The organism is Micromonospora sp. IBHARD004 (genome assembly GCF_052814115.1).
The window spans coordinates 1,733,782-1,759,480 of record NZ_CP199934.1 but is presented as its reverse complement, the minus strand read 5'-3'; the positions used below and the strand labels follow the sequence as shown (position 1 = coordinate 1,759,480).

General features: G+C 74.9%; 23 protein-coding genes. 6 read left to right on the top strand and 17 right to left on the bottom strand.

What is annotated here, in order from left to right:
• Window positions 1-13: 13 nt before the first annotated feature.
• The 7 genes from recA to ACTWO6_RS08685 all read right to left on the bottom strand — a co-directional run bounded on the left by recA (window position 14) and on the right by ACTWO6_RS08685 (window position 6,385).
• The gene (recA, locus tag ACTWO6_RS08715) at window positions 14-1,060 is read right to left on the bottom strand and encodes a recombinase RecA (RefSeq protein ID WP_109799633.1); all 1,047 of its coding nucleotides are present in this window, start codon (window positions 1,058-1,060) and stop codon (window positions 14-16) included.
• A gap of 185 nt (window positions 1,061-1,245) precedes the next feature.
• Window positions 1,246-1,446, bottom strand: a complete 201-nt coding sequence (locus ACTWO6_RS08710; RefSeq protein WP_446219145.1) for a DUF3046 domain-containing protein — start codon at window positions 1,444-1,446, stop codon at window positions 1,246-1,248.
• Between the two features lie 4 nt (window positions 1,447-1,450).
• Complete coding sequence (locus ACTWO6_RS08705) at window positions 1,451-2,800, bottom strand: MFS transporter (RefSeq protein ID WP_446219144.1); 1,350 nt, start codon at window positions 2,798-2,800, stop codon at window positions 1,451-1,453.
• Between the two features lie 75 nt (window positions 2,801-2,875).
• Window positions 2,876-4,018, bottom strand: a complete 1,143-nt coding sequence (locus tag ACTWO6_RS08700; RefSeq protein ID WP_446219143.1) for an acyl-CoA dehydrogenase family protein — start codon at window positions 4,016-4,018, stop codon at window positions 2,876-2,878.
• A 68-nt stretch (window positions 4,019-4,086) separates the two neighbouring features.
• Window positions 4,087-4,788 carry a UdgX family uracil-DNA binding protein gene (locus ACTWO6_RS08695; protein ID WP_446219142.1) on the bottom strand — a complete coding sequence of 234 codons (702 nt, stop codon included), beginning with the start codon at window positions 4,786-4,788 and terminating at the stop codon, window positions 4,087-4,089.
• Window positions 4,789-4,858: 70 nt separating this feature from the next.
• A complete protein-coding gene (locus ACTWO6_RS08690; RefSeq protein ID WP_446219141.1) occupies window positions 4,859-4,987 on the bottom strand; it encodes a hypothetical protein in 129 nt (42 codons plus the stop codon).
• A gap of 57 nt (window positions 4,988-5,044) precedes the next feature.
• Window positions 5,045-6,385: an aminotransferase class I/II-fold pyridoxal phosphate-dependent enzyme gene (locus ACTWO6_RS08685; RefSeq protein WP_446219140.1), complete on the bottom strand. Its 1,341-nt coding sequence runs from the start codon at window positions 6,383-6,385 to the stop codon at window positions 5,045-5,047.
• Between the two features lie 38 nt (window positions 6,386-6,423).
• Between ACTWO6_RS08685 and ACTWO6_RS08680 the strand changes: the two genes are divergently transcribed.
• Both ACTWO6_RS08680 and leuE read left to right on the top strand, forming a co-directional pair.
• A complete protein-coding gene (locus ACTWO6_RS08680; protein WP_446219139.1) occupies window positions 6,424-7,671 on the top strand; it encodes a bifunctional pyridoxamine 5'-phosphate oxidase family protein/GNAT family N-acetyltransferase in 1,248 nt (415 codons plus the stop codon).
• The gene (gene leuE / locus ACTWO6_RS08675; RefSeq protein WP_446219138.1) at window positions 7,668-8,336 is read left to right on the top strand and encodes a leucine efflux protein LeuE; all 669 of its coding nucleotides are present in this window, start codon (window positions 7,668-7,670) and stop codon (window positions 8,334-8,336) included. The genes ACTWO6_RS08680 and leuE overlap by 4 nt, the downstream gene beginning before the upstream one ends.
• A gap of 11 nt (window positions 8,337-8,347) precedes the next feature.
• Here the strand turns inward: leuE and ACTWO6_RS08670 are convergent, their stop codons facing one another.
• The 10 genes from ACTWO6_RS08670 to ACTWO6_RS08625 form a co-directional block, all read right to left on the bottom strand.
• Window positions 8,348-9,268, bottom strand: a complete 921-nt coding sequence (locus tag ACTWO6_RS08670; RefSeq protein WP_446219137.1) for a sporulation protein — start codon at window positions 9,266-9,268, stop codon at window positions 8,348-8,350.
• A gap of 108 nt (window positions 9,269-9,376) precedes the next feature.
• Entirely contained in the window at window positions 9,377-10,441 is a 1,065-nt protein-coding gene (locus ACTWO6_RS08665) for a hemolysin family protein (RefSeq protein ID WP_446219136.1), read from the bottom strand.
• A 43-nt stretch (window positions 10,442-10,484) separates the two neighbouring features.
• Window positions 10,485-11,840 carry a hemolysin family protein gene (locus tag ACTWO6_RS08660; protein ID WP_446219135.1) on the bottom strand — a complete coding sequence of 452 codons (1,356 nt, stop codon included), beginning with the start codon at window positions 11,838-11,840 and terminating at the stop codon, window positions 10,485-10,487.
• A 162-nt stretch (window positions 11,841-12,002) separates the two neighbouring features.
• On the bottom strand, window positions 12,003-12,332 hold the full coding sequence (gene mnhG / locus ACTWO6_RS08655; RefSeq protein WP_446219134.1) for a monovalent cation/H(+) antiporter subunit G: 330 nt from the start codon (window positions 12,330-12,332) through the stop codon (window positions 12,003-12,005).
• The gene (locus tag ACTWO6_RS08650) at window positions 12,332-12,595 is read right to left on the bottom strand and encodes a monovalent cation/H+ antiporter complex subunit F (RefSeq protein WP_130333121.1); all 264 of its coding nucleotides are present in this window, start codon (window positions 12,593-12,595) and stop codon (window positions 12,332-12,334) included. The genes mnhG and ACTWO6_RS08650 overlap by 1 nt, the downstream gene beginning before the upstream one ends.
• Window positions 12,592-13,194 carry a Na+/H+ antiporter subunit E gene (locus ACTWO6_RS08645; protein WP_446219133.1) on the bottom strand — a complete coding sequence of 201 codons (603 nt, stop codon included), beginning with the start codon at window positions 13,192-13,194 and terminating at the stop codon, window positions 12,592-12,594. Before ACTWO6_RS08645 ends, ACTWO6_RS08650 begins: the two co-directional genes overlap by 4 nt.
• Complete coding sequence (locus tag ACTWO6_RS08640; RefSeq protein WP_446219132.1) at window positions 13,191-14,699, bottom strand: Na+/H+ antiporter subunit D; 1,509 nt, start codon at window positions 14,697-14,699, stop codon at window positions 13,191-13,193. The genes ACTWO6_RS08645 and ACTWO6_RS08640 overlap by 4 nt, the downstream gene beginning before the upstream one ends.
• Window positions 14,696-15,175 carry a Na(+)/H(+) antiporter subunit C gene (locus ACTWO6_RS08635; RefSeq protein WP_446219131.1) on the bottom strand — a complete coding sequence of 160 codons (480 nt, stop codon included), beginning with the start codon at window positions 15,173-15,175 and terminating at the stop codon, window positions 14,696-14,698. The genes ACTWO6_RS08640 and ACTWO6_RS08635 overlap by 4 nt, the downstream gene beginning before the upstream one ends.
• Window positions 15,176-15,230: 55 nt before the next feature.
• Window positions 15,231-18,065, bottom strand: a complete 2,835-nt coding sequence (locus ACTWO6_RS08630; RefSeq protein ID WP_446219130.1) for a Na+/H+ antiporter subunit A — start codon at window positions 18,063-18,065, stop codon at window positions 15,231-15,233.
• A gap of 157 nt (window positions 18,066-18,222) precedes the next feature.
• Complete coding sequence (locus ACTWO6_RS08625) at window positions 18,223-18,609, bottom strand: hypothetical protein (protein ID WP_446219129.1); 387 nt, start codon at window positions 18,607-18,609, stop codon at window positions 18,223-18,225.
• 172 nt (window positions 18,610-18,781) lie between these two features.
• On the opposite strand from ACTWO6_RS08625, the gene ACTWO6_RS08620 reads away from it, so the two are divergent.
• From ACTWO6_RS08620 to ACTWO6_RS08605, 4 genes are all read left to right on the top strand, one after another.
• The gene (locus ACTWO6_RS08620) at window positions 18,782-23,416 is read left to right on the top strand and encodes an ATP-dependent helicase (protein WP_446219128.1); all 4,635 of its coding nucleotides are present in this window, start codon (window positions 18,782-18,784) and stop codon (window positions 23,414-23,416) included.
• Window positions 23,417-23,500: 84 nt separating this feature from the next.
• Window positions 23,501-24,286 carry an SAM hydrolase/SAM-dependent halogenase family protein gene (locus ACTWO6_RS08615; protein ID WP_446219127.1) on the top strand — a complete coding sequence of 262 codons (786 nt, stop codon included), beginning with the start codon at window positions 23,501-23,503 and terminating at the stop codon, window positions 24,284-24,286.
• Complete coding sequence (locus ACTWO6_RS08610) at window positions 24,283-24,573, top strand: CPCC family cysteine-rich protein (RefSeq protein ID WP_446219126.1); 291 nt, start codon at window positions 24,283-24,285, stop codon at window positions 24,571-24,573. Before ACTWO6_RS08615 ends, ACTWO6_RS08610 begins: the two co-directional genes overlap by 4 nt.
• Before the next feature lie 203 nt (window positions 24,574-24,776).
• Window positions 24,777-25,616, top strand: coding sequence for a DNA-formamidopyrimidine glycosylase family protein (locus tag ACTWO6_RS08605; RefSeq protein ID WP_446219125.1), 840 nt, complete (start codon window positions 24,777-24,779; stop codon window positions 25,614-25,616).
• The last annotated feature ends 83 nt before the right edge of the window (window positions 25,617-25,699 follow it).

Genomic DNA, 25,699 nt, shown 5'->3' with positions numbered 1-25,699 from the left:
AGCCGGCGACCGGTCAGAAGTCGACCGGCGGCAGCTCCGGGCCACCGGCGGCGTCGCCCGCGCCGACCCCGACGCCGAGCTTCTCCAGGATCTTCTTCTCGATCTCGGCGGCCACGTCGGGGTTCTCCTTGAGGAACTCCCGGGCCTTCTCCTTGCCCTGGCCGAGCTGGTCGCCGTCGTAGGTGTACCAGGCGCCGGACTTGCGGATGATCGCCTGCTCCACGCCGACGTCGATCAGCGAGCCCTCGCGGGAGATGCCCTTGCCGTACATGATGTCGAACTCGGCCTGCTTGAACGGCGCGGCGACCTTGTTCTTCACGACCTTGACGCGGGTACGGTTGCCGACCACGTCGGTGCCGTCCTTGAGGCTCTCGATGCGGCGGACGTCGAGCCGGACCGAGGCGTAGAACTTCAGCGCCCGACCACCGGTGGTGGTCTCCGGGCTGCCGAACATCACGCCGATCTTCTCGCGGAGCTGGTTGATGAAGATCGCCGTGGTGCCGGTGTTGTTGAGCACACCGGTGATCTTCCGCAGCGCCTGGCTCATCAGCCGGGCCTGGAGACCCACGTGGCTGTCGCCCATCTCGCCCTCGATCTCGGCACGCGGCACCAGGGCCGCGACCGAGTCGATCACGATGACGTCGATCGCGCCGGAGCGGACCAGCATGTCGACGATCTCCAGCGCCTGCTCACCGGTGTCCGGCTGGGAGACCAGCAGGGCGTCGGTGTCGACACCGAGTGCCTTCGCGTAATCCGGGTCGAGCGCGTGCTCGGCGTCGATGAAGGCGGCGATGCCACCGGCCCGCTGGGCGTTGGCCACCGCGTGCAGGGCGACCGTGGTCTTACCGCTGGACTCGGGACCGTAGATCTCGACGACCCGGCCGCGGGGCAGACCGCCCACGCCGAGCGCCACGTCGAGCGCGATCGATCCGGTCGGAATCACCGCGGTCTGGATGACCGGCCGCTCGCCCAGCCGCATCACCGAACCCTTGCCGAACTGCTTGTCGATCTGAGCGAGAGCAAGGTCGAGTGCCTTCTCCCGGTCGGGCCCTGCGGCCATGTTTGCCACCCCTGCCTTCGCCGGCGTCTTTCCTGAGCTTCGCGTCACGCGGGACACGCTAGGCGCTGGGTCCGACAGAAAACCAGCCGACGGGCCGCGAGCTGTGGACGAGCACCCCGCTGTGGACAATAGCCGAACAGGTGTACGACTCGGCAAGCGACACGCGGAAGTGGCGAACGGGCCGCTCAGCGCAGCCGCGCGGGCACCCGGTCGGGGTAGGCGGCGACGACGGCCCGCCAGACCACGTGGGTCTGCTCACCCGACCGGAGCGCCTGCTCGATGGTCCGCCCGCCGAGCTGGGGCAGCACCTGGTCGCGGGCGATGCTGGCCGCGTAACCCGGCCCGAACGCCTCCTCCAGCCGCGCCCAGAAGTCGGTCAGCCGCACGTGATCAGTCCTCCTCGTCGGGCACCCGCCCGGGCACCGGACGCAACGCTAGCGCCACCAGGGGCACGACCGCGATCGCCGCCAGCAGGGTGAGCACCGGATAACCGGCCGCCCGCATGACAAACCCGCTGACCGCGGCGGCCCCCGCGCCGGCCAGCCCCATCGTCAGGTCGGAGAACCCCTGCACGCTCGGCCGGACCGCGGCCGGCACCGACTCCGACAGCAGCGTCGAGCCGGCCACCATGGTGCCGGACCAGCCCAGTCCGAGCAGGACCAGGCCGATCGAGAGCCGGGGCGTGTGGTGCCCGGCGGTGCCGGCGACCGCGCACGCGGCCAGCAGCGTTGCGACCCCGCCCAGGATGACCGCGCGCCGGCCCGCCCGGTCGGTGAGCCAGCCCACCAGCGGGCTGAGGGCGTACATGCCGGCGATGTGCAGGCTCAGCACGATGCCGACCACCCGCAGCACGTCGGCGTCGCCGTGCGACTCGCCGAGGCGTACCGGTGTCATCGACATCACCGCCACCATCACCACGTGGCCCACCGCCACCGCCGCGATGCCGAGCCGGGCGGCCGGGCGCCCGCGTACCACCTGCCAGGCCGCCCGCATCCCCGCGCCGCGCCGGGCGGTCGGAGCTGGCGGGGCGACGGCGTCCGCCGGCGGGGTGAGGTCCGGCGGCGCGACGGCGGCCGCCACCGGGGCCTCGGCCGCCGCCAGCCGGCGGGCGGTGAGCAGCGGGTCGGGCCGCAAGAGCACGAGGAGTACGACGGCGGCGAGCACGAAGGCGGCAGCGCTGAACGCGAACGGGCCGGCCAGCGCCGGCAGCCCCCAACCCGTGGTGGTGCGGTCGGCGAGCGCGGCGAAGTTCGGCGCCGCCACGGCGCCGATGGTGGTGGCCCAGACGATCAACGAGAGCTGACGGCCCCGGCGGGCCGGCTCGGCGAGGTCCACCGCGGCGTAGCGGGCCTGGAGGTTCGCCGCGGTGCCCCCACCGAAGAGCAGCATGCCGAGGAAGAGCAGTGGCACGGAGCGGGTGACGGTGGCGAGCACCACCAGCACGGCGCCGACCGCGCCGGCCAGGTAGGCGACGGCCAGTCCCGGCCGGCGTCCGTGCCCGTTCATGATCCGGGTGACCGGGACGGCAAGCAGGGCCCCACCCACCACGGCGGCGCTCTGCGCCAGGCCGGCCATCGCGGTGCCGGCGACCCGCGCGGCGAGCAGCGCCCCCACCGCGATGCCGATGGTGACGCCGACCCCGCCGATGATCTGGGTGGTGAAGAGCAGGCGCAGGGTCCGCCGCTGGATCGGCGCGACGTCCGGCCGGGTACGGGCCGGCGCGGTCAGGTCGGTGGCCATCCCGGCCTCCTCGGTAAGGGGTCAGACGAAGCCCCATCCTTGCGCATCCGCCCCACCCGGCGGCACCCGGTTTCGCTACAGGCCGAGACCTCGGCCGATGATCTCCTTCATGATCTCGGTGGTGCCGCCGTAGATGGTCTGCACCCGCCCGTCCAGCCAGGCCTTCGCCACCGGGTACTCCAGCATGAAGCCGTAGCCGCCGTGCAGCTGCACGCAGCGGTCGGCGACCTTGTTCTGCAGCTCGGTGGTCCACCACTTGGCCTTCGCCGCGTCGGTCACCGACAACCGGCCGGCGTTGAACTCGGCGACGCAGTGGTTGACGAAGGTACGGGCGATGGTCACCTCGGTGTCCAACTCGGCCAGGAGGAAGCGGTTGTGCTGGAACTTCCCGATCGGCCGGCCGAACGCCTCCCGCGAGCGGGCGTAGTCGAGGGTGACCGCGAGCAGCTTCTCCGCCGCCGCGACCGCGGCCACCGCGATGCTCAGCCGCTCCCGGGGCAGGTTCCCCATCAGGTGGTAGAAGCCGTGGTTCTCGGTGCCGATCAGGTTCTCCGCCGGCACCCGGCAGTCGTCGAAGAAGAGCTCGGCGGTGTCGTTGGCCTTCAGCCCGACCTTGGCCAGCCGGCGGCCCCGGGTGAACCCGGGGGTGCCGGTCTCCACCGCGACCAGGCTGACCCCGTGCGCGCCCTGGTCCGGGGCGGTCCGGACGACCAGCACCACCAGGTCGGCCATCTCGCCGTTGGTGATGAACGTCTTCTGACCGTTGAGCAGGTACGTGTCACCGTCGCGGACCGCGCTGGTGCGGATCCCGGCCAGGTCGCTGCCCGCGCCGGGCTCGCTCATCGCGATCGCGGTGACCAGGTCCCCGGAGCAGAAGCGCGGCAGCCAGCGCTTGCGCTGGTCGTCGGTGGTCAGCTCGGTCAGGTACGGCGCCACCACGTCGTTGTGCAGGCCGAAGCCGAGCCCGGAACAGCCGGCCGCGACGACCTCCTCGACCAGCACCGCGTTGAACCGGAAGTCCCGCTGGCCGCCGCCGCCGTACTCGGTGTCGACGTCCATGCCGAGCAGCCCCGCCGCGCCGGCCTTGCGCCACACCTCCCGGTCGACGATCCCGTCGGCTTCCCAGCGCTCGTGGTGCGGGACGGCCTCCCGGGTCAGGAACTGGCGGCACAGGTCCCGGAACTCTTCGTGGACGGGCTCGTAGAGATGCTGCTCCATGGCGGCCAGTGTGGCACCGCTCACCGGCTCTGCCCAGAGGCGAGGCGCGCTCGCCGGAGCCGGCGCGATCAGGCGGCGAGGGCGCGGGCGGCGACCGCCAGGTCGGAGACCAGGCCGGCGTACGCGCTGTCCTGGTCGTCGGCGCGGAGCACCGCCGACGGGTGGATGGTGGCGAGCAGGCGGGCCTCGGGGGCGTCGGCGACCTTCCCGGTGTTGTCCACCGGCACCCGGGTGAAGTCCTCGGGATGCTGCGCGGACGCCGGCCAGGGCAGCAGCTCGCCGCGCTGCCGGGTGACCCGGAACGTCGGGCCGAGCAGCGCCTTGGCGGCGGTGGCCCCGAGCACCACCACGACCTCGGGGTGGAGCCGGGCGAACTCGGCCACCAGCCAGGGCCGGCACGCGGTGATGTGCACCCGGTCCGGCGACTGGTGGATCCGGCGCTTGCCGCGCAGCTCGAATCTGAAGTGCTTGACCGCGTTGGTCAGGTAGATGTGACCGGGGTCGATGCCGGCGTCGTCCACCGCCTTGCGCAGCAGCCGGCCGGCGGGGCCGACGAAGGGCAGCCCCTTCTGGTCCTCCATGTCGCCGGGCTGCTCGCCCACGAGGACCACCCGGGCGCTCTCGTCGCCCCGGCCGAAGACGGTCTGCGAGGCGTCCCGGTAGAGCTCGCACCCCCGGCAGCCGGCCGCCGCGGCGCGCAGCTCGTCGATGGTGTCGGCCTGCGGCGGGATGAACTGCTGGGCGCCGGGGGCGCTCTCGGTCTCGGCCATGCCGACTTTATATACCGGTTTCATCCCGGACGCCGGGTACCGCCCGCCGCGCGGCGGGGTTTTCCGTGCGTCAGTAACCGCCACCTCCGCCGCCGCCGCGCGAGGCCAGCGCGATCGCGATGATCACGACGATCACCGCCACCGCGATGGCGATCCAGAGTCCGGTCCGGGGCCTGTTCGAAGACCTGTTCGAAGCCATGTCGACCACCTCCCGCCGCGGCATTCCCGCAGGTGCCGCCGCCATGCCCCGGGCCGGTCAGGCGGTGAACCCGAACGGCGCGGTGGGGCGTACCGCGCGGGCGATCGCGGCGGCGAGCGGGGCGAGGTCGGCCTTGTCGAGGGCGCTGACCGTGATCCGGACGCCCGGGCCGGCGGCGATCCGGTTGAGCGCGCCGGGGGCGACCGACCAGCCGGCGTCCCGCAGGGCGGTGACCACGACGGTCTCGTCCGGTACGGGGACCCAGACGTTGATCCCGGTGCGGCCGTGCGCGGTCACGCCCCGGGCGGCCAGGGCGGCCAGCAGCCCGTCCCGGCGCCGTTCGTAGCTCTCCCCCGCCCGGTGCACCAGCTCGGCGGTGACCGGGTCGCGCCAGAGCGCCAGCACCAGCCGTTGCAGCACCGTGGAGACCCAGCCGGCGCCGACCCGGGCCCGCCCGGCCACCCGGGAGACGGTGGCCTCGTCCCCGGCGACGATCGCCAGCCGCAGGTCGGGCCCGTAGGGCTTGCTCACCGAACGGACGAAGGCCCAGGCCGGGGTCGCCCCGGCGAGCGGGTGCAGGGGTACGCGGGCCAGCTCGGCGGCGTGGTCGTCCTCGATCAGCAGCAGGTCGGACCGGCCGGCGAGCAGCGCCCGCAGCGCCTCGGCGCGGTCGGCGGAGACGGCGGCGCCGGTCGGGTTCTGGGCGCGGCTGGTGACGACCAGCGCACGGGCCCCGGCCGCGAGGGCGGCCCGGACGCCGGGCTCGGTGGGACCGTCGTCGTCGACGGGCACCCCGATGGGGCGCAGCCCCAGCGCGGCGACGAGGTCGAGCAGGTTGGCCCAGCCGGGGTCCTCGACGGCCACCGCGTCGCCGGGGCGCAGGTGGGCGGCGAGCAGGCGTTCGATGCCGTCCAGCGCGCCGCCGGTCACGGTGATCTCCTCGGCCGGTACGCCGTCGGCGGCGAGCCGGTCCCGGGCGGCGTCGGCCAGCTCGGGGAGGACGGCGGCGGCGGCGTACCCGGTGGGCGCGCCGATCTCGGCGGCGAGCGCGGCCAGGTGCGGACCGAGCGGCGGCAGCAGCCGCCTGTCGGGCTGCCCGGCGGAGAGGTTGCGGGTGCCGGGCAGCGGTGGCGGCATCAGCCCGGCGCGGCGGGTGGCGACCGGCGGGCGGGGCCGGACCCGGGTGCCGTGCCGGCCGGCGGTGACGACCAGGCCGCGCTGCCGCAGCTCCTGGTACGCCCGGGCGACGGTGGCCGGGCTCACCGCCAGCCCGGTGGCCAGGGCGCGGACGGCGGGCAGGGCGTCGCCCGGGGCGAGTGCCCCGCTGCGGATCCCGCTCTCCACGCTGGCCGAGATGGCGGCCGACGTCGACCCCTCGATCTGATAATGTGCTGCCACAGTTTGGAGATTGTACTAGAACAAAGGTGGGATGTCGCATGTACCCCCGCACCGAACGGACCACCGCCAGCCGCACCCGCGACCGGATGAGCTACGACGAGACCGCCGCGCACGCCGTCCTCGACGAGGCGTACCACTGCGCGCTCGGGTTCACCGTGGACGGTGAGCCGCGGGTGCTGCCCACCCTGCACGTCCGGGTCGGCGACACCCTCTACCTGCACGGCTCCACCGGCAGCCGGCCGCTGCTCGCCGCCCGGGACGACGCCGGGCTGCCGGTCTGCGTCGCGGTGACCCTGCTCGACGCGCTGATCTACGGCCGCTCCCAGTTCCACCACAGCGCCAACTACCGCTCCGTGGTCGCGCACGGCACCGCGCGGCTGGTCACCCACGAGCGGGAGAAGACCGCCGTCCTCACCGCGCTGGTCGAGAAGGCCGCCGCCGGGCGCAGCGCGGACAGCCGGCCGCCGAGCCGCCGGGAGCTGGCCGAGACGGCCGTGCTGGCGCTGCCGCTGCGCGAGGTGTCGGTCCGCACCCGCACCGGCGGGGTCAACGACGACCCCGCCGACCTCGACCTGCCGTACTGGGCCGGGGTGCTGCCGCTGCGGCTGACCGCCGGGGTGCCGGAGCCGGCCCCCGGGGTGACCGCGCCGCTGCCGGCATACCTGCGGCCGGCCCGGTCGGCCTGGCTGGAGCCGGTGGTGCTGCGCGGCGAACACGTCGTGCTGGAACCCCTCGACCTGTCCCACGCCGAGGAGCTGTACACCGCGCTCGACGACCCCGAGGTGTGGCGGTACGTCGGCAGCCCCCGCCCGACGAGCGCGGCCGAGATGGCCGGCTACGTCCGGGCCGCGCTGGCCGGCCACCAGCGCGGCGTACGGGTGCCGTGGGTGCAGCGCTGCGCGGCCACCGGGGCGGTGGTCGGCACCACCTCCTACTACCAGCCGGACGAGGACCTCGGGTCGGTCGAGATCGGCTTCACCCAGCTCGGCCGGGCGTGGTGGCGCACCGGGATCAACACCGAGGCGAAGCTGCTGCTGCTCACCCGGGCCTTCGAGGAGCTGGACGCGATCCGGGTCACCTGGCAGACCAGCACGCTCAACGAACGCTCACAGCGGGCCATCGAGCGGCTCGGGGCCACCCGGGAGGGGACGCTGCGCGCCAACCGCCGCCGCGCCGACGGCACCTGGCGGAACTCGGCGCTCTACTCGATGCTGGCCGAGGAGTGGCCGAACGCACAGGTCAGGCTGCGGGAAAGGCTTCGCCCGGCGGCACCGGTGGCGTCATGATGACCGGCGTGCTGGGCATCACCGACATCTGGACGTACCTGCTGGGGACCGTGGCGATCATCCTGCTCCCCGGGCCGAACTCGCTCTTCGTGCTCTCCACCGCCGCCCGGCGCGGGGTGGGGGCCGGCTACCGGGCCGCGGGCGGGGTCTTCGTCGGCGACTCGGTGCTGATGATCCTCTCCGCCGCCGGGGTGGCGTCGCTGCTCCAGGCGTACCCGCCGCTCTTCCTGGTGATCAAGTACGCCGGCGCGGCGTACCTCGGTTATGTGGGGTTGACGATGCTGCGCGGCGCCTGGCGGCGCTGGCGCGACCGCAACGACCCGACCACGCCGCGGCTGATCGACGCGGCGGAGCCGGCGGCGCTGCGCAGCCCGTTCCGCAAGGCGCTGGTGATCAGCCTGCTCAACCCGAAGGCGATCCTCTTCTTCATCTCGTTCTTCATCCAGTTCGTCGACCCCGGGTACGCCTGGCCGGCGCTGTCGTTCCTGCTGCTCGGCCTGATCGCCCAGGTGACCAGCGCGCTCTACCTGACCGCGCTGATCTTCGCCGGGACCTTCCTCGCCGCCCAGTTCCACCGCCGTCGCCGGCTCGCCGCCACCGGCACCACCGCCGTCGCCGCCCTCTTCCTCGGCTTCAGCATCAAGCTCGCCACCGCCTCGGTCTGACCACGCGGCGGTCAGGTGCCGTCGCCACCGCCGCCGATGCCGCCACCGCCGGCCGTGCCGCCCAGGCCGTAGCCGGGCGCGACCGGCTCGTCGGGGTGGCGGCTGACGTGCGCGGACTCACTGATCGTGGCGGACCAGTCGGCGTGCGCGGCGGCGGCCGCATGCCGGTTGACGGCGTGCCGCAGCCACCCGTCGACCGTGGCCACCCAGTCCCGCCGGTCCTGACCCGCGTGCCAGACCCGGAACCGGCTGATGCTCTGGTGGGTCACCCCGGCCAGGGCGAGCCGCCGGTCCAGCCAGAGCAGCACCTCCACCCCCGCCGCGTTGGTCACGAAGATCAGTTCCAGCTCGGTGATCGGGCCGGCGTAGAGCGGCGCCACCCAGTAGCCCAGCCGCTCGTACAGGGGCAGCGTCTGCTCCACCCCGGGCAGCCGGCCCAGCTGCAGACCCGCCTGCCGCATCACGAAACCCAGAGTGTCCAGCGCGGCGAGGATGTGCTGCTGGGTGGGGAGCGGGTGGACGAAGACCGGCACCATCGCGCCCTGGTCCAGGTCCGGATCCACCGACACCTCGGTACGCAGACCGGTGCGCAGGCTCATCAGCGGCACCTCGCCGAAGATCGTCACCGGGGTCTCCCAGGGCAGCGGCAGCGCGAAGTCGATCGCCCGCCGCCGCCCCGCCGGCACCACGAACCGGCCGGCGACCGGCACCTGGTGGAACTGCACCAGGCGGCGCGGCGAGCCCGGATCCTCCGGCTCGGCCTGGGCGATCAGGCCCAGCCGGATGTGCCGGACCGGCACGTCCTCTCCCCCGGCGGCGAGCGTCACCCGCCCCGGCAGGCGCAGGCCGGGACGGGTGCTCGGGTTGGTCAGGGTGGTGGTCACCGACAGCCCGGTCCAGCCGGACTCCGAGGACACCCCGGTCAGCCGCACCCCGCCCCCCCCGTTCCCGTCGCCGCCGCCGCGGCGGCATTCCCGGTCCCCGGCCCGGCACTCCTGTGCCGGCGCCGGCCGTCGGTCCGGACGGGAGTGCGGGAAGCGTCAGCGCAGGCGACGACCCCTCGGCACCGGGTCGGTCTCGTCGTCGAACTCGCCGATGACCTCCTCCAGGAGGTCCTCCAGGGCCACGAAGCCGATCGGCCGGGTCGGGCCCCCGCCGTTGCTGACCAGCGCCAGCTGGGCCTGCCGGCCGCGCATCGCCGCCACCGCCTCGGTCACCGAGGCCGCCCCGGGCAGCGTGAAGGCCGGGCTCATCAGCTCACCGGCGGTCGCCGCCCGGCCGGTGGTGACGGCCCGGACCGCCTCCCGGACGTGCACCAGGCCGCAGACCTCGCCGCCGGCGTCGAGCACGGCCAGCCGGGACCGGCCGCTGTCCCGGGAGACGTGCTCGATCCGCTCGGCGGTGTCGTCCCGGCGGACCATGACGATCCGGTCGAACGGCTCCATGATCTGCGCCACCGTGGTGCCCTGCAGCTCCAGCATGCTGGTCAGCAGCTGGTGCTGCTCCGCGCCGAGCAGCCCGTGCTCGCGGGACTGCTCCAGCAGGATGCGCAGCTCGTCCGGGCCGTGCACCATGGCGAGCTGGTCCTGCTGCCGGACGCCGACCAGCCGCAGCACCAGGTTGGCCAGCGCGTTCAACGCCGAGAGCACCGGGCGGGAGACCCGGGCGAAGGCCCGGAACGGCAGCGCCAGCAGCGTCGCCGAGCGCTCCGCGTCGGTGATCGCCCACGACTTCGGGGCCATCTCGCCGACCACCAGGTGCAGGAACGTCACCAGGCCGAGGGCGAAGAGCAGCGCCACCAGGTGGCTGACCGCGTCCGGCAGGCCCACCGCGTGCAGCAGCGGGCTGAGCAGGTGCTCGATCGCCGGCTCGGCCAGGGCGCCCAGGCCCAGGGTGCAGAGCGTGATGCCGAGCTGCGCGCCGGCCAGCATCAGGGACAGCTCGCGGACGCCGTCCAGCGCCGCGCGGGCGGCCCGCCCGCCGCCGGACGCCGCCTGCTCCAGCCGGTACCGCTTCGAGGCCACCAGGGCGAACTCGGCGGCCACGAAGAAGCCGTTCAACGCCAGCAGCACGGCGCTGAAGAAGAGTGCGAAGCCGGGGCTCATGCGGGGACCGCCCCGCGCCGGGCGGCGGACATGGTCGACCCGCTCATGCCGCCTCCTCCCCGCGTTCGGCCGCGGCCATCCGGAGCCGGACGGAGTCGGCGACGTGCCGGTCCACGGCCAGCACCTCGACCAGGGCGCGCGGCTCGACGTCGGGCTCGCCGCCGTCGGCGGCGAGGCTGATCTCCAGCCGGTCGCCGACCTCGGGCACCCGGCCCAGCTCCCGCATGACCAGCCCGGAGAGGGTGTCGTACTCGGGAGCCTCGGGCAGCGAGATGCCGGTGCTGTCGGCGACCTCGTCGATCCGCCAGCGGGCCGGCACCACCCAGGAGCCGTCGTCCTGCCGGGCCGGGGCCCGCTCCGGCGGGTCGTCCTCGTCGCGGATCGGCCCGACCAGCTCCTCGGCGATGTCCTCCAGGGTGATCACGCCGGCGAAGCCGCCGTACTCGTCGACCACGCAGGCGAGCTGCCGGTGGCCGACCCGGAGCCGGTCCAGCACCGTCGGCAGCGGCAGCGTCTCCGGCACCAGCAGCGGCGGTACGGCCACCGCGCCGACCCGGGTGGTCGCCCGCTCGGCCGGCGGCACGCCGAGCACGTCGGCGATGCCGACCACGCCCACCAGGTCGTCAACGCCCTCGGCGCCGCGGACCGGGAAGCGGGAGTGGCCGGTGTCGAGCAGTTCGACGATCCGGCTGACCGGCTCGTCGGCGCGCACGGTGTGCACGTCGACCCGGGGCACCATGGCCTCCCCGGCGGTCAGCTCGCGGAAGTCCAGGCCCCGGTCGAGCAGGTCGGACATCTCGGCGTCGAGGCGGCCCTCCTCGCGGGACTCGGCGATGATCTGTTCCAGGTCCGCCGGGGTGGCGCCGCTGGGCAGCTCCTCGATCGGCTCGATGCCGATCCGGCGGAGCAGCCGGACGGCGGCCCGGTCGAAGAGGGTGACCACCGGGCCGGCGAGCTTCAGGTAGATCAGGGTGGACCGGCTCAGCGCCCGCGCGAGGGGTACGGCGCGGGCGATGGCCAGGTTCTTCGGGGCCAGCTCGCCGAGGACCATCTGCACCACGGTGGCGATGATCAGGGCCAGCACCACCGAGAGCGGCAGGCTGACCGCGGTGGAGACCCCGGCGAGGCCGAGCAGGTCGGCCAGCCCGGCGCCCAGGTACGGCTCGGCGACGTAACCGACGAGCAGGGCGGTCACGGTGATGCCGAGCTGGGCGCCGGAGAGCATGAACGACAGCCGGCCGGTCACCTCCAGGGCCCGGGCGGCGGGCACGTCGCCGGCGTCGGCGAGCTGCTTGAGCCTGCCGCGGTCCACGGCGACGTAACCGAACTCCTGGGCCACGAAGTAACCGGTGGCGGCGGTGAGCACGATGATGAGTACGAGACCCACGACGATCAGCACGGGAGGTTCAGGGCTCCCGGGGTCGTCGGGGCGAGGGAATGCCGGGCACGACCCGGCTGGCTACTGCTGCCCTCCTGGGCAGAGGAGTCGATCATGCCCCCATTTTATCGGGGCTGGCTGGATGCCCGCTGAAGGTGGCGCAGTTGTCCGGTTCCACCCCGGTCAGCGGTCGGCCAGCTCGTCCGGGTCGAGCAGGGCCCGGTCGACCCGACCCGACCGGTACGCGGCCCGACCGACCATCTGGGCGGCGACCGGCGCGGTGGCCAGTTGGAAGATCGCGACCAGCGCCAGCATGCCCAGGTCCGACGGCGTACGCAGGCGCAGCGCCACCCCGACCAGCAGCAGCAGCACGCCGAGCACCTGCGGCTTGGTGGCCGCGTGCATCCGGTCCAGCACGTCCGGGAAGCGCAGCACGCCGATCCCGGCGGCCAGGCTGAGCAGGGCCCCGGCAACCAGGCAGGCCGCGCCGAGCCAGTCGGCGACCACCCCCATCACGCCTCCTCGCGGACGGCGAAGCGGACCATCGCCACCGAGCCGACGAAGCCGAGCAGGGAGAGCACCACCAGCACGGGCAGCGTGGTGGCGTGCCGGTTGACCGCCGCCTCGGCGCCGACCGCGCCGAGCATGATGGAGAGCAGCAGGTCGGCGGCGACGACCCGGTCCAGCAGCGACGGCCCCCGGTAGATGCGGGCCAGGGCGAGCAGGGCGGTGACCGAGAGCAGCACGGTCAGCACGACGGCGAGGAGCGTGGTCACGGATTGTTCCTCCGGTCGACGGGTTCGGTACCCAGCTGGCGTACCTCGGCGGGCGAGCCGATCGCGCGGACAATGCGCCGCTCGACGGCGAGGATCCGGTCGCGGCTCGCGGTCAGGTCCGCCGGGCCGCGGACGTCGAGCACGTGCGCGTAGAGGACGCCCTGGTCCCGGTCCACCTCGAGGATGAGGGTGCCCGGGACCAGGGAGATCACCTCGGCGGTGAGCGCCAGGTTGAGGTCGGTGCGGACCCGCAGCGGCACCGCGATGATCGCGCCGCGCGGCCGGTAGCCGGGGCGGACGGCGATCGCGGCGACGTGGACGCTGGCGCTCACCAGCTCACCGGCGAAGGTGGCGGCCAGCACGAGCAGCGCCCCGGGACGGAGCCGGCCGCCGAAGGTGACCGGCGGCAGCGGGAAGAAGAGCAGCACGGCGCCGCCGACGACCAGCCCGCCGAGCACGTTGCCCCAGGTCACGTCTCCCCAGAGCAGCAGCCAGGTCAGCACCAGCCAGCCGAGCGCGACCGCCTCGTCCCGCCACCGGCGGCCGCGCCCGACGGTGGCGTTGCGACCCGGCGGCCCGGACGGCCCGCCGGCCGTCACGGGACGCCGCCCGGGAAGACGGCCCGCACGTAGGGGGTACGTGCCCGCAGGTCGGTGGCGGCGTCCGCGGTGACCTCGAAGAGCGGCCCGGCGGCGAGGGTCAGCGCCACGCCGAGCACGACCAGGGCCGTGGTCGCGCCGACCATCAGCGCCGGCAGCCGTACGGTGGGATCGGTGGTGGCGAGCCGGGGCGAGCGCCAGAACGCGATGTTCCACACCCGGGAGGCGGCGTAGAGGGTGAGCAGGCTGGTCACCGTGCCGGCCCCGACCAGCACTCCGGGGAGCACCCCGGGCGCCGCCACGCCGGCCTGGAGCAGGCCGAGCTTGCCGAGGAAGCCGGACAAGGGCGGCACGCCGGCGAGGTTCATCGCCGGGACGAAGAAGAGCACCGCGAGCAGCGGGGCGACCCGGGCCAGCCCGCCGAGGCGACGCAGGTCGGTGCTGCCGGCCCGCTCCTCGACCAGGCCGGCGACCAGGAAGAGGGTGGTCTGGATGGTGATGTGGTGCACCACGTAGAAGATCGCCCCGGAGAGGCCGGCGACGCTGCTCAGCGCCACCCCGAAGATCATGAAGCCGATGTGGCTGACCAGGGTGAACGAGAAGAGCCGCTTCATGTCGGACTGGGCCACCGCGCCGAGGATGCCGACCACCATGGTCAGCCCGGCGACCACCATGAGCAGCCGGTCGACCTGCCCGCCGGGGAAGAGCAGCGTCTCGGTGCGGATGATGGCGTACACGCCGACCTTGGTGAGCAGGCCTGCGAAGACCGCGGTGACCGGGGCCGGGGCGGTCGGGTAGCTGTCCGGCAGCCAGGCCGAGACCGGGAAGACCGCCGCCTTGATGCCGAAGGCGAGCAGCAGCATGAGCTGCAACGCCAGCCGTACGCCGGTCGGCAGGCCGTCCAGCCGCCCGGCGAGCTGGGCCATGTTGAGGGTGCCGGTGGCCGCGTACACCAGGCCCACCGCGGCCAGGAAGATCATCGAGGAGAGGACGCTGACCACCACGTACGTCGAGCCGGTGCGGATCCGGGTCTCGGTGCCGCCCAGCGTGATCAGCACGAAGCTCGCCGCCAGCAGGATCTCGAAGCCGACGAAGAGGTTGAACAGGTCCCCGGCCAGGAAGGCGTTGGTGACGCCGGCGGTCAGCACCAGGTAGGTGGGGTGGTAGATGCTCACCGGCGCGGTCTCGCTGGTCTCCCCGCGCCCCTGGCCGATCGAGTAGAGCAGCACGCAGAGCGTCACCGCCGACGAGACCACCAGCATCAGCGCGGCGAGCTGGTCGGCGACCAGCACGATGCCCACCGGCGCCGGCCAGCCGCCGACCTGCACCACCACCGGCCCGTGCCGGTACGCCTCGACCAGCAGCGTCACGGCGACCGCCAGGGTGGCGGCGAGGCCGACCACGCTGACCGACCGTTGCAGCCGGGGCCGGTTGGCGAGGATCAGCGTCAGCGCGGCGCCGAGCAGCGGCACCACCACGGGCAACGGCACCAGCGCCGGGGTCACCGCTGCTCCCCGCGGCGCAGCCGGCGCAGCGCGGGCCCCGGGTCCACCTGCTCCGGGTCGTTGTCCGGGCCCTCGCCGCCGAGGTCCGCGGTGGAGACCTCGTCCCGCTCGGCGAGCCGGACGACCTGCCGGTCCTCCAGGTCGTCCTGCACCTCGTCGTCGCCGCTGAGATACCAGCTCCGGTACGCGACCGCGAGCAGGAACGCGGTCAGCCCGAAGGTGATCACCACGGCGGTCAGCACCATCGCCTGGGGCAGCGCGTCGCTCATCTCCCCGATGGGCGCGGTGCCCACCACCGGCGCGGCCCCGGACCGGCCGCCGAGCAGGATCAGCAGGTTCACCCCGTTGCCGAGCAGGATGACCCCGAGCAGGATCCGGCTCAGGCTCCGCTCCAGCAGCAGGGTGACGCCGGTGGCCACCAGCACCCCGACGGCGACCACCAGCACCAGGGTCGGTCCCGCCCCGACCTCCGTCACCGCGCCACCTCTGTTCGCGACTGCGGGGCTCGCAGAACCGGCTCACTCCTCGCGCTCACGTCCGGTCCCCCTCCCGGTCGACCGCCAGGCCGCCCTCCGGACCGCCGCTCGCCTCGACGTGCCGGTCCACCTCGGCGCCGAGGCTGCGCAGGATGTCCAGCACCAGCCCGACCACGATCAGGTAGACGCCGACGTCGAAGAAGAGTGACGTGACCAGGTAGCAGTGGCCGACGGCGGGCAGCCAGAGGTCGACCTTCACGCTCTCCAGCACGGATCCGGTGCGGAGCAGCCCGATCGCGCCGGTGCCGACGGAGACGGCCAGCCCGGCGCCGAGCACCGTCCCCGCCCCGACCGGCGCCGCCTCGGCCAGCTCGTACCGGCCGCCGGCCAGGTAGCGGACCGCGAGGGCGAGTCCGGCGACCAGGCCGCCGGCGAAGCCACCGCCGGGGGCGTTGTGCCCGGAGAAGAGCAGGAAGAGGGAGAAGAGCAGCACCGTGTGGAAGATCAGCCGGGTGACCACCTCGAAGACGATCGACCGGCGCCGCTCGCGCAGCATGGCCCCGCCGCGCAGCCAGACCGGCCGCCGGTCCCGACGGGGCGCGGACGGCACGGGGCGGCGCGGCCGCGGCCCGGTGCGGGACCGCTCGAAGATCAGGCTGGCCACCCCGGTCGCGGCCACCACCAGCACGGAGATCTCGCCCATGGTGTCCCAGGCCCGGATGTCGACCAGGGTCACGTTGACCACGTTGCGGCCGTAGCCCTGGGCGACCGCCAGGTCGGGGAAGGCGAGCGAGATCGACGGCGTCCGGCGGGCGCCGGCCGCCGCGAGCGCGAGGCCGGCCATCACCACCCCGGCCGCCACCCCGATGCCCCGCCGCAGCCAGCGGCTGCGGCGCAGCGGCCGGGCCGAGAAGCGGTCCGGCAGACGCCGCAGCACCAGCACGAAGAGCACGATGGTGGCCGTCTCGACGAGGAACTGGGTGAGCGCCAGGTCGGGCGCCCCGTAGAGGACGAACATCATCGCGGTGCCGTAGCCGGTCACCCCGACCAGCAGCATCGCGGTGAGCCGGCGGCGGGCGCCGACGGCGAGCACCGCCGCCACCGCGATCACCAGGCAGACCACGAGCTGGGCGGGGGTGTCCCAGAGCGCGATCCGTTCCCGCCAGGGGCGGGCGGCCAGCATCGCCGCGCCGGGCAGCAGCACCAGCGCGAGCAGGATGGCGCCGAGGTACTGCGGCAGCGAGCCGCGCTGGGTGGCGCCGGTGACCTCGATGGCGAACCGGTCGAAGCGGTGGGTGACCCACTCGTAGCCCTGGTTGCCGCCGACCGGTACGTGCAGCCGGGCCAGCGCGGGGGCGAGCGGGCCGCGTACCAGGTGCAGCGCGACACCGGCGGCGACCGCGGCCGCGGAGAGCGCCAGCGCCAGGTTCGGCCCGGGCCATAGCGCGAGGTGCGCCTCTCCCGGGCCGAAGAGCTCGGCGTACGGGTGGAGCAGGCCGCCCAGCCAGCCGGCGGCTGGACCGAAGGCCAGCCCGGCGGCGGCGAGCAGGGCCGGTGGCGCCAGCATCGCGGCCGGGGCGGCGGCCAGCTCGGTGGCCGGCCTGCCGGGACGGGTGGCGAAGGCGCCCCAGAGGAACCGGATGCTGTACGCGACGGTGAGGGCGGTGCCGCCGACCAGCACGGCGAGCACGAGCGGCTGGTCGGTGAAGGCGGCGAGGACCGCCTCCTTCGCGACGAAGCCGAGCAGCGGCGGCAGCCCGGCCATCGACGCGGCGGCGAGCCCGGCGATCACCGCCAGCAGCGGCGCGGTACGTCCGACTCCGGAGAGCTCCCGCAGGTCACGGGTGCCGGCGCAGTGGTCGAGGAGGCCGACGACGAGGAACAGCGCCGCCTTGAACAGCGCGTGCGCGAGCAACATCGCGGTGCCGGCCAGCGCGGCCTTCGGGGTGCCCGCGCCGATCACCACGGTCAGCAGGCCGAGCTGGCTGACCGTGCCGTACGCCAGCAGCAGCTTCAGATCGGTCTGCCGCAGCGCCGCCCAGCCCCCGGCGACCAGGGTGACCAGCCCGGCGACCACGGTGACCGGACGCCACGGGCCGGCGACCGCGAGCACCGGGGCGAGCAGCCCGACCAGGTAGACCCCGGCCTTCACCATCGCCGCCGCGTGCAGGTACGCGCTGACCGGCGTCGGCGCGGCCATCGCCACCGGCAGCCAGGAGCTGAACGGCACGACGGCGGACTTGGCCAGCGCCCCGGCCAGGATCAGCAGCACCGCCGCGGCGAGGTACCCGCCACCGGGCAGCGGCGCGGCGACGATCGCCGACCAGCGGTAGCCGCCGGCGTGCCGGCCGAGCATCAGGAAGCCGACCAGCATGGCCAGCCCGCCGAGGGTGGTCACGGTCAGCGCCTGGGCGGCCGCCCACCGGCTGGACCGCCGCTCGGTGCTGTGCCCGATGAGCAGGTAGGAGAAGACCGTGGTCAGCTCCCAGAAGACGTAGAGCAGCAGCAGGTCGTCGGCGACCACCAGGCCGAGCATCGCCCCGGCGAAGGCGACCAGCACGGCCGCGAACCGGGCCACCCCCGCCGAGCCGGGGTGGAAGTAGCGGGCGGAGTAGACCAGCACCAGCGCGCCGACGCCGCCGACCAGCAGCACCATCAGCCAGGACAGGGTGGTGACCCGCAGCGCCAGGTCGAGCCGGAGCTGGCCGATCCACCGGTACGTCTCGACGACCGCGCCGCCGTCGCGGACCGCCGGGGTGTGGGCGACGGCCCAGCCGAACGCGGCGGCCGGCGCGAGGGCGAGCGGGTAGCAGGCGCGCGGACCCCACCGGCGGACCAGCAGCGGCGCGAGCAGGGCCGCCACCAGGTGCAGGATCAGCAGTACGAGCACGCGCGCTCCAGGTCGAGTGGGACCGCACGCCGGGACGGGCACGCTCCGGCCACGACCGATCAGACGCCAGATCCCCGGCCCAGGGGTGGATTTGCGGAAAACGGTCCGACCGGGACCGGGCCGGGCCGGCGACGCGGTACGGCGTACCGGAGCGGGGTCAGCGCAGCGCGCTGTCGCCGGTGGAGAGCGCGGGCGCGCGGGACGGCCGCTCCCGGCGGGCCTCCACCAGCAGGTCGGGGCGGCCGAGCTGGCGCACGGCCTTGTTGACCACCCGCTGGGCGGCGGCGAGGGAGCGCACCGAGAGCAGCCGGCCGCGGCTCTCCCGGCGGAGGACGAAGTAGTGCACCGCGGCGCGGACCAGCCCCCGGTCGGCGGCGCTGGAGTGGGCGGTGGCGATGACCAGCTCGCGCAGGCAGCGGGCGAGCTGCTCGGCGAGTTCCAGCTCGGGGCCCTGCAGGCCGGTGCGGAGCGCGGCGAGATGGCCGTCGACCTTACGGATGAGCACGTCGGTCCCGGGCCCGGAGCCTCGCTCCTCGACGGTCATCCAAAGCCCTCCACCCCACGCTGCGTTGCGAGTGAAGTTACTTTATGTTGCGCGGCACAAGCAAGCAGTTAAGTGAGACTTAACGCGTTCAACGTCGCATCCGTCGCGTAAGAGCCGGAGCCGGACAGAACCAGCGTCCGCCGGGGGCGGATCGTCACACCGGCGGGGCAGGATGGGAGGCGTGGCGAAGAAGGTGACCGGCGGCGACGCGGCGGTGCTGACGGATTTCGGCGCGGCGACCCGGGAGTGGTTCACCGCGGCGTTCGCCGCGCCCACCGCCGCCCAGGCCGGCGCCTGGCGTTCGGTGGCCGCCGGGCGCAACGCCCTGGTCGTCGCCCCCACCGGCTCCGGCAAGACCCTCGCCGCGTTCCTCTGGTCGCTCGACCGGCTGGCCAAGGAGCCGCCGCCCGCCGAGGCGCGGCAGCGCTGCCGGGTGCTCTACGTCAGCCCGCTGAAGGCGCTCGCCGTCGACGTGGAGCGCAACCTGCGCGCCCCGCTCGCCGGCATCCGGCAGGCCGCCACCCGGCTCGGCGTCGCCCCGCCGGACATCACCGTCGGGATGCGCACCGGCGACACGCCGGCCGACGAGCGCCGCGCCTTCGCCCGCACCCCGCCGGACATCCTCATCACCACCCCCGAGTCGCTCTTCCTGCTGCTCACCTCCGCCGCCCGGGACTCGCTGCGCGGGATCGAGACGGTGATCGTCGACGAGGTGCACGCGGTGGCCGGGACGAAGCGCGGCGCCCACCTGGCCCTCTCCCTGGAACGCCTCGACGAGCTGCTGGAGACGCCCGCGCAGCGGATCGGCCTCTCCGCCACCGTCCGGCCGATCGACGTCTGCGCCCGCTTCCTCGGCGGCGCCCGCCCGGTCGACGTGGTGCAGCCGCGCAGCAGCAAGACCATCGAGGTCAGCGTCCAGGTCCCGGTGGAGGACATGACCCGCCTCGACGAGCAGGAGCAGTCGCCGGACGACCTGGGCGGCCCCGGCGGCCCGCGGCGGCCGTCGATCTGGCCGGCCGTGGAGGAGCGGGTCTTCTCGCTGATCCGGGCGCACCGCTCGACCATCGTCTTCACCAACTCCCGGCGCAGCGCGGAACGGCTCTGCGCCCGCCTCAACGAGCTGGCCGCCGAGGAGCTGGCGGCGGCGGCCGGCCCGGACGCCGGCCGCGCCGCCGACGGCGCCGGGCCAATGGGCGTACCCGACGGTTCGGTGCGGGCGCCGCGCCAGCCGGCGGAGGTGATGGCGCAGTCCGGCGCGGCGGCCGGCGCGGCCCCGGTGATTGCGCGGGCCCACCACGGCAGCGTCTCCCGGGAGGAGCGCAAGCACATCGAGGAGGCGCTCAAGTCCGGCCAGCTCCCGGCCGTGGTCGCCACCTCCAGCCTGGAGCTGGGCATCGACATGGGCGCGGTCGACCTGGTGGTGCAGATCGAGGCGCCGCCGAGCGTCGCCGCCGGCCTGCAACGGGTCGGCCGGGCCGGGCACCAGGTCGGCGCGGTCTCCCGCGGCGTGGTCTTCCCCAAGCACCGCGGCGACCTGCTCTCCTGCACCGTGGTCGCCGAGCGGATGGCCGAGGGCGCCATCGAGGAGCTGCACTACCCGCGCAACCCGCTCGACGTGCTGGCCCAGCAGATCGTGGCGATGGTGGCGCTGGAGCCCTGGCGGCTCGGCGACCTGGCCGTGCTGGTCCGCCGGGCCGCGCCCTTCGCCGAGCTGCCCGACTCGGCCCTGCACGCGGTGCTCGACATGCTCTCCGGGCGGTACCCGTCGACCGCCTTCGCCGAGCTGCGGCCCCGGCTGGTCTGGGACCGGGCCACCGACGTGCTCACCGGCCGCCCCGGCGCGCAGCGGCTCGCGGTGACCAGCGGCGGCACCATCCCCGACCGGGGTCTCTTCGGGGTCTTCCTGGCCGGGGCGGAACGCGCCGCCCGGGTCGGCGAGCTGGACGAGGAGATGGTCTACGAGTCCCGGGTCGGCGACGTCTTCCTGCTCGGCTCCTCCTCCTGGCGGATCGAGGAGATCACCCCCGACCGGGTGCTGGTCTCCCCCGCCCCCGGCCAGGCCGCCCGGATGCCGTTCTGGAAGGGCGACCAGCTCGGCCGCCCGGTCGAGCTGGGCCGGGCCATCGGCGCCCGGGTCCGCGCCCTGCTCAGGCAGGACGACGAGACCGCGACCGCCGCGCTGCGCGCCGGCGGACTCGACGACTGGGCCGCCGGCAACCTGATGGCGTACCTGCGCGAGCAGCAGGCGGCCACCCGCTCCCTGCCCGACGACCGGACCGTGGTCGTCGAACGGTTCCGCGACGAGCTGGGCGACTGGCGGCTCGCCGTCCACTCGGTGCTCGGCGCTCGGGTCAACGGCCCGTGGGCCCTGGCGATCGGCCGCCGGCTCGCCGAACGGTACGGGGTGGACGCCCAGGTGATGCCCTCCGACGACGGCATCGTGGTCCGGCTGCCCGACACCGCCGACGAGCCACCCGGCGCCGACGTGGTGGTCTTCGAGCCCGACGAGATCGCCCAGCTCGTCGAGGAGTCCGTCGGCACCTCCGCGCTCTTCGCCGCCCGGTTCCGCGAGTGCGCGGCCCGGTCGCTGCTGCTGCCCCGCCGCGACCCGCGCCGCCGCCAGCCGCTCTGGCAGCAGCGCCAGCGCGCCGCCCAGCTCCTCGACGTCGCCCGCGACTACGCCGACTTCCCGGTCACCCTGGAGGCCGCCCGCGAGTGCCTCCAGGACGTCTTCGACCAGCCCGCCCTCGCCGAGCTGATGCGCGACCTGGGCAGCCGCAAGGTGCGGCTGGTCGAGGTGGAGTCCGAGCGGCCCTCGCCGTTCGCCCGCTCGCTGCTCTTCGGCTACGTCGGGGCGTTCCTCTACGAGGGCGACGCGCCCCTCGCGGAGCGCCGGGCCGCCGCCCTGGCCCTGGATTCGGGCCTGCTCGGCGAGCTGCTCGGCCGGGTCGACCTGCGGGAGCTGCTCGACCCGACGGTGCTCGCCGAGACCGAGCGGCAGCTGCGCTGGCTGACCGAGCAGCGCCGCCCCCGCGACGCCGAGGACGTGGTCGAGCTGCTCCGGGTGGTCGGCGACCTGAGCGAGGCCGAGCTGGCCGAGCGGGGCGCGCCGGTGGCGTGGCTGACCGAGCTGGAGGCCGCCCGCCGGGTGCTGCGGGTCCGCATCGCCGGCGAGGAGCGCTGGGTGGGCGTCGAGGACGCCGCCCGGCTGCGCGACGCGCTCGGCGTGGCGCTGCCGGTCGGGGTGGCCGAGGCGTACCTGGCGCCGGTGGCCGACCCGCTCGGCGACCTGGTGGCCCGCTACGCCCGCACCCACGGCCCGTTCGCGGCGGCCAGCTGCGCCGCCCGGTTCGGGCTGGGCGTCTTCGTGGTGGAGCAGGCGCTGCGCCGGCTCGCCGCCACCGGCCGGGTGGTCTCCGGGGAGTTCGCCCCGGACAGCGTCGGCACCCAGTGGTGCGACGCGGAGGTGCTGCGGCTGCTGCGCCGCCGCTCGCTGGCCGCGCTGCGCCGGGAGATCGAGCCGGTGCCGCCCCGGGCCCTCGCGGCGTTCCTGCCCCGCTGGCAGCAGATCGGCTCGTCGGCGCGGGGGGTGGAGGCGCTCGCCGCCGCCGTCGAGCAGTTACAGGGCGCGGCGGTGCCCGCGTCCGCGCTGGAACGCCTCGTGCTGCCCGCGCGGGTCGCCGACTACTCCCCCGCCCAGCTCGACGAACTCTGCGCCAGCGGCGAGGTGGTCTGGGCCGGGTCCGGGGCGATCTCCGGCGGCGACGGCTGGGTCACCCTGGCGTACGCGGACGCCGCGCCGCTGCTGCTCCCGCCGCCCGACGAGGCGCTCACCCGCACCCCGCTGCACGACGTGGTGCTCGACGCGCTCGCCGACGGCCAGGCGCTCTTCTTCCGCTCGCTGTCGGACCGGGTGGGGGCCACCGACGACGCCGCGCTGGCCGCCGCCGTCTGGGACCTGGTCTGGGCCGGTCACCTCACCAACGACACGCTCGCCCCGCTGCGGGCGGCGCTCGGCGGCGGGGGCGCGCACCGGTCCCGCCCGTCCGCGCCGCGGACCCGCTACCGCCGTCCCGGCCGGGTGGCGCTGCCCAGCCGCAGCGGCCCGCCGACGGTGGCCGGGCGCTGGTCGCGGCTGCCCGAGCGGGACCTCGACCCGACCCGCCGGGCCGCCGCCCTCGCCGACCTGCTGCTCGAACGGCACGGCGTGGTCACCCGGGGCGCGGTCATGGCCGAGCAGGTGGTCGGCGGCTTCGCCGCGGTCTACCCGGTGCTGTCGGCGCTGGAGGAGCGCGGGGCGGCCCGCCGGGGCTACTTCGTCGAGGGGCTCGGCGCCGCCCAGTTCGCCGTCCCCGGCGCGGTGGACCGGATCCGCGCCCTGGCCGATCCGGCCGACGGCGGCCGGGGCCGGGGCGGGCCGACCCTGGTGCTCGCCGCCACCGACCCGGCCAACCCGTACGGCGCGGCACTGCCCTGGCCGGAGCGGGTGGTCGACTCGGGTGACGGCGCGGCCCCGGCCACCGGGCACCGGGCCGGGCGCAAGGCCGGCGCGCTGGTGGTGCTGGTCGGCGGCGACCTGGTGCTCTACGTGGAGCGGGGCGGGCGGACGATCCTCTCCTTCACCGACGACGCCGACACGCTCGCCGTGGCCGGCAAGGCGCTCGCCGACGCGGTGCACTCCGGCGCGCTCGGCGCGATGTCGGTGGAGCGGGCCGACGGCGAGGCCGTGCACTCCTCGCCGCTGCGCGACGCGCTGACCGCCGCCGGCTTCCGGGCCACCCCCCGCGGCCTGCGGCTGCGCGGCTGACCGGAGCTTTCCACCCGGCGGGGGGACGCGCGTGCCGGGGCGCGCTTCGGAACCTGACCCCGCCGACGGCGCTAGCCTGCCGAAATGGGCGGATACACCTGCATCTCGTTGACCACCGACTACGGTCTCGCCGACGGTTTCGTGGCGGCGTGCCACGGCATGATCGCCCGAATCGCGCCGGCGGTACGGGTGATCGACGTGACCCACCTGGTACCGCCGGCGGACGTGCGCCGGGGCGCGGCGGTGCTCGCCCAGACCGTGCCGTACCTGCCGGCCGGGGTACACGTCGCGGTGGTCGACCCCGGCGTCGGCACCGCCCGCCGGGGCGTGGCCCTGGCCACCCCGGGCGGTGTGCTGGTCGGGCCGGACAACGGGTTGCTGGCGGACGCCGCGGAGGCCCTCGGCGGGATCACCGCGGCGGTCGAGCTGACCAACCCGGGGTGGCTGGCGCCCACGGTCTCCCGCACCTTCCACGGCAGGGACGTCTTCGCCCCGGTCGCCGCCCGGCTCGCGCTCGGCGCGCCGCTGGGCGGGGCCGGCCCGGCGGTGGACCCGGGGACGCTGGTCCGGCTGCCGACGCCGGTGCTCCGGCGGACCGGCGCGGGGTTCGCCGCCGAGGTGCTCACCGTGGACCACTTCGGCAACGTCCAGCTCGCCGCCCCCGGTGACCTGCTGGAACAGCTCCCGGACCGGATCCGGGTGGACGGCCGGGCGGCGGTACGCGGGCGTACCTTCGGCGACGCCGAGGTCGGCGCCCTGGTCGTGCACGTCGACTCCGCCGGCCTGGTGGCGGTGGCGGTACGCGACGGCCGGGCGGTCGACCTGCTCGCCGTACGCCCCGGGGACGTCCTGTCGCTGAGCGGCGAGTGAGATCACTCCTTACCGGTCGTCGTCGAGTATGGAATGCTGCTCCGGTGGGTGAGCAGTGGGTTCCCGTCGCATGTCCGTGTTGCGCGTCCCGGACCGGCGGGGGCACGTGCCCGGTCTGCTTCTGGACGGACGACGGCCAGTCGGACGGGGACGCCGACGTGGTGCGCGGCGGCCCCAACGGCGACCTGAGCCTCACCCACGCCCGGCTGAATTTCGCCGTCTACGGCGCCAGCCACCCGCGCTACCAGGACATGGTCCGCTCGGCCCGCCCCGACGAGCGGCCCTGACCGACGGCCCGCCCGGTCCGCCGGCGGGGGACGCGGGTCAGCAGGACGGGGCCGTGCCGCCGTGGACGGCGGAGCCGCGCCCCGAAGCCCTCTCGGCATTCCCCTGAGAGCCCGCTGCTGGCGCGTTGTCGGCGGATCAAGGGGGAATCTCACTACAAATAGCGACACATGCAGATCCCGCTCGGGCGAGGGAAGATGGAGCGGTGCCCGAAGGCGACACCGTCTGGAACACCGCCCGCGTCCTGCAACGGGCGCTGGCCGGTGCCCGGCTCACCGGCTCCGACTTCCGGGTGCCGCAGCTCGCCGCGACCGACCTGACCGGCTGGACCGTCCGCGAGTCGGCCAGCCGCGGCAAGCACCTCCTGCTCCGGCTCACCGCCCCGACCGGCACGCCCGGCCCCGAGGGCACATCCGGCGGCGGGCGGGACTGGACGCTGCACTCGCACCTGCGGATGGACGGCGCCTGGCGGGCGTACGCGCCGGGCGAGCGGTGGGCGGCCCGGCCGGCGCACCTGATCCGGGTGGTGCTCCGCTCCGCCGGGGCGGTCGCGGTCGGGTACCACCTGCACGAGCTGGCGTTGATCCCGACCGACCAGGAGCAGTCGCTGGTCGGTCACCTCGGACCGGACCTGCTCGGCAAGGACTGGGACCCGGCCGAGGCGGTCCGCCGGCTGGCCGCGCAGCCGGAGGCCACCATCGGCGAGGCGCTGCTCGACCAGCGCAACCTGGCCGGGGTCGGCAACCTCTACAAGTGCGAGGTGCTGTTCCTGCGCGGTGTCTCCCCGTGGACGCCGGTCGGCGCGGTGCCCGACCTGACCGGCACGGTCACCCTGGCGCAGCGGCTGCTGGCCGCCAACCGGGGGCGGTGGACGCAGAGCACCACCGGCTCGCTGCACCGCGGGCAGACCAGCTACGTCTACGGCCGCCGGGCCCAGCCGTGCCGCCGCTGCGGCACCGCGATCCGCAAGGAGGAGCTGGGCGAACGGGTCACCTACTGGTGCCCGGTCTGCCAGCCGGAACGCCCCGGTCCCGCCGGACCGTAGAACTTCCACGAACCGGTCAAGATCGCCCGAGATAGGGACGATTGGGTAGTTCCCTCTGCGGGCGTACGCGTCGCATGCTGCGG

What these genes read in the sequence shown, in the direction of transcription:
- ACTWO6_RS08625 (WP_446219129.1), bottom strand. Translation starts at nt 18,609, where the DNA reads ATGACCGTCGAGGAGCGAGGCTCCGGGCCCGGGACCGACGTGCTCATC.
- mnhG (WP_446219134.1), bottom strand. Translation starts at nt 12,332, where the DNA reads ATGGGGGTGGTCGCCGACTGGCTCGGCGCGGCCTGCCTGGTTGCCGGG.
- recA (WP_109799633.1), bottom strand. Translation starts at nt 1,060, where the DNA reads ATGGCCGCAGGGCCCGACCGGGAGAAGGCACTCGACCTTGCTCTCGCT.
- ACTWO6_RS08700 (WP_446219143.1), bottom strand. Translation starts at nt 4,018, where the DNA reads ATGGAGCAGCATCTCTACGAGCCCGTCCACGAAGAGTTCCGGGACCTG.
- ACTWO6_RS08680 (WP_446219139.1), top strand. Translation starts at nt 6,424, where the DNA reads ATGTACCCCCGCACCGAACGGACCACCGCCAGCCGCACCCGCGACCGG.
- leuE (WP_446219138.1), top strand. Translation starts at nt 7,668, where the DNA reads ATGATGACCGGCGTGCTGGGCATCACCGACATCTGGACGTACCTGCTG.
- ACTWO6_RS08620 (WP_446219128.1), top strand. Translation starts at nt 18,782, where the DNA reads ATGGGAGGCGTGGCGAAGAAGGTGACCGGCGGCGACGCGGCGGTGCTG.
- ACTWO6_RS08695 (WP_446219142.1), bottom strand. Translation starts at nt 4,788, where the DNA reads ATGGCCGAGACCGAGAGCGCCCCCGGCGCCCAGCAGTTCATCCCGCCG.
- ACTWO6_RS08615 (WP_446219127.1), top strand. Translation starts at nt 23,501, where the DNA reads ATGGGCGGATACACCTGCATCTCGTTGACCACCGACTACGGTCTCGCC.
- ACTWO6_RS08690 (WP_446219141.1), bottom strand. Translation starts at nt 4,987, where the DNA reads ATGGCTTCGAACAGGTCTTCGAACAGGCCCCGGACCGGACTCTGGATC.
- ACTWO6_RS08705 (WP_446219144.1), bottom strand. Translation starts at nt 2,800, where the DNA reads ATGGCCACCGACCTGACCGCGCCGGCCCGTACCCGGCCGGACGTCGCG.
- ACTWO6_RS08665 (WP_446219136.1), bottom strand. Translation starts at nt 10,441, where the DNA reads ATGAGCCCCGGCTTCGCACTCTTCTTCAGCGCCGTGCTGCTGGCGTTG.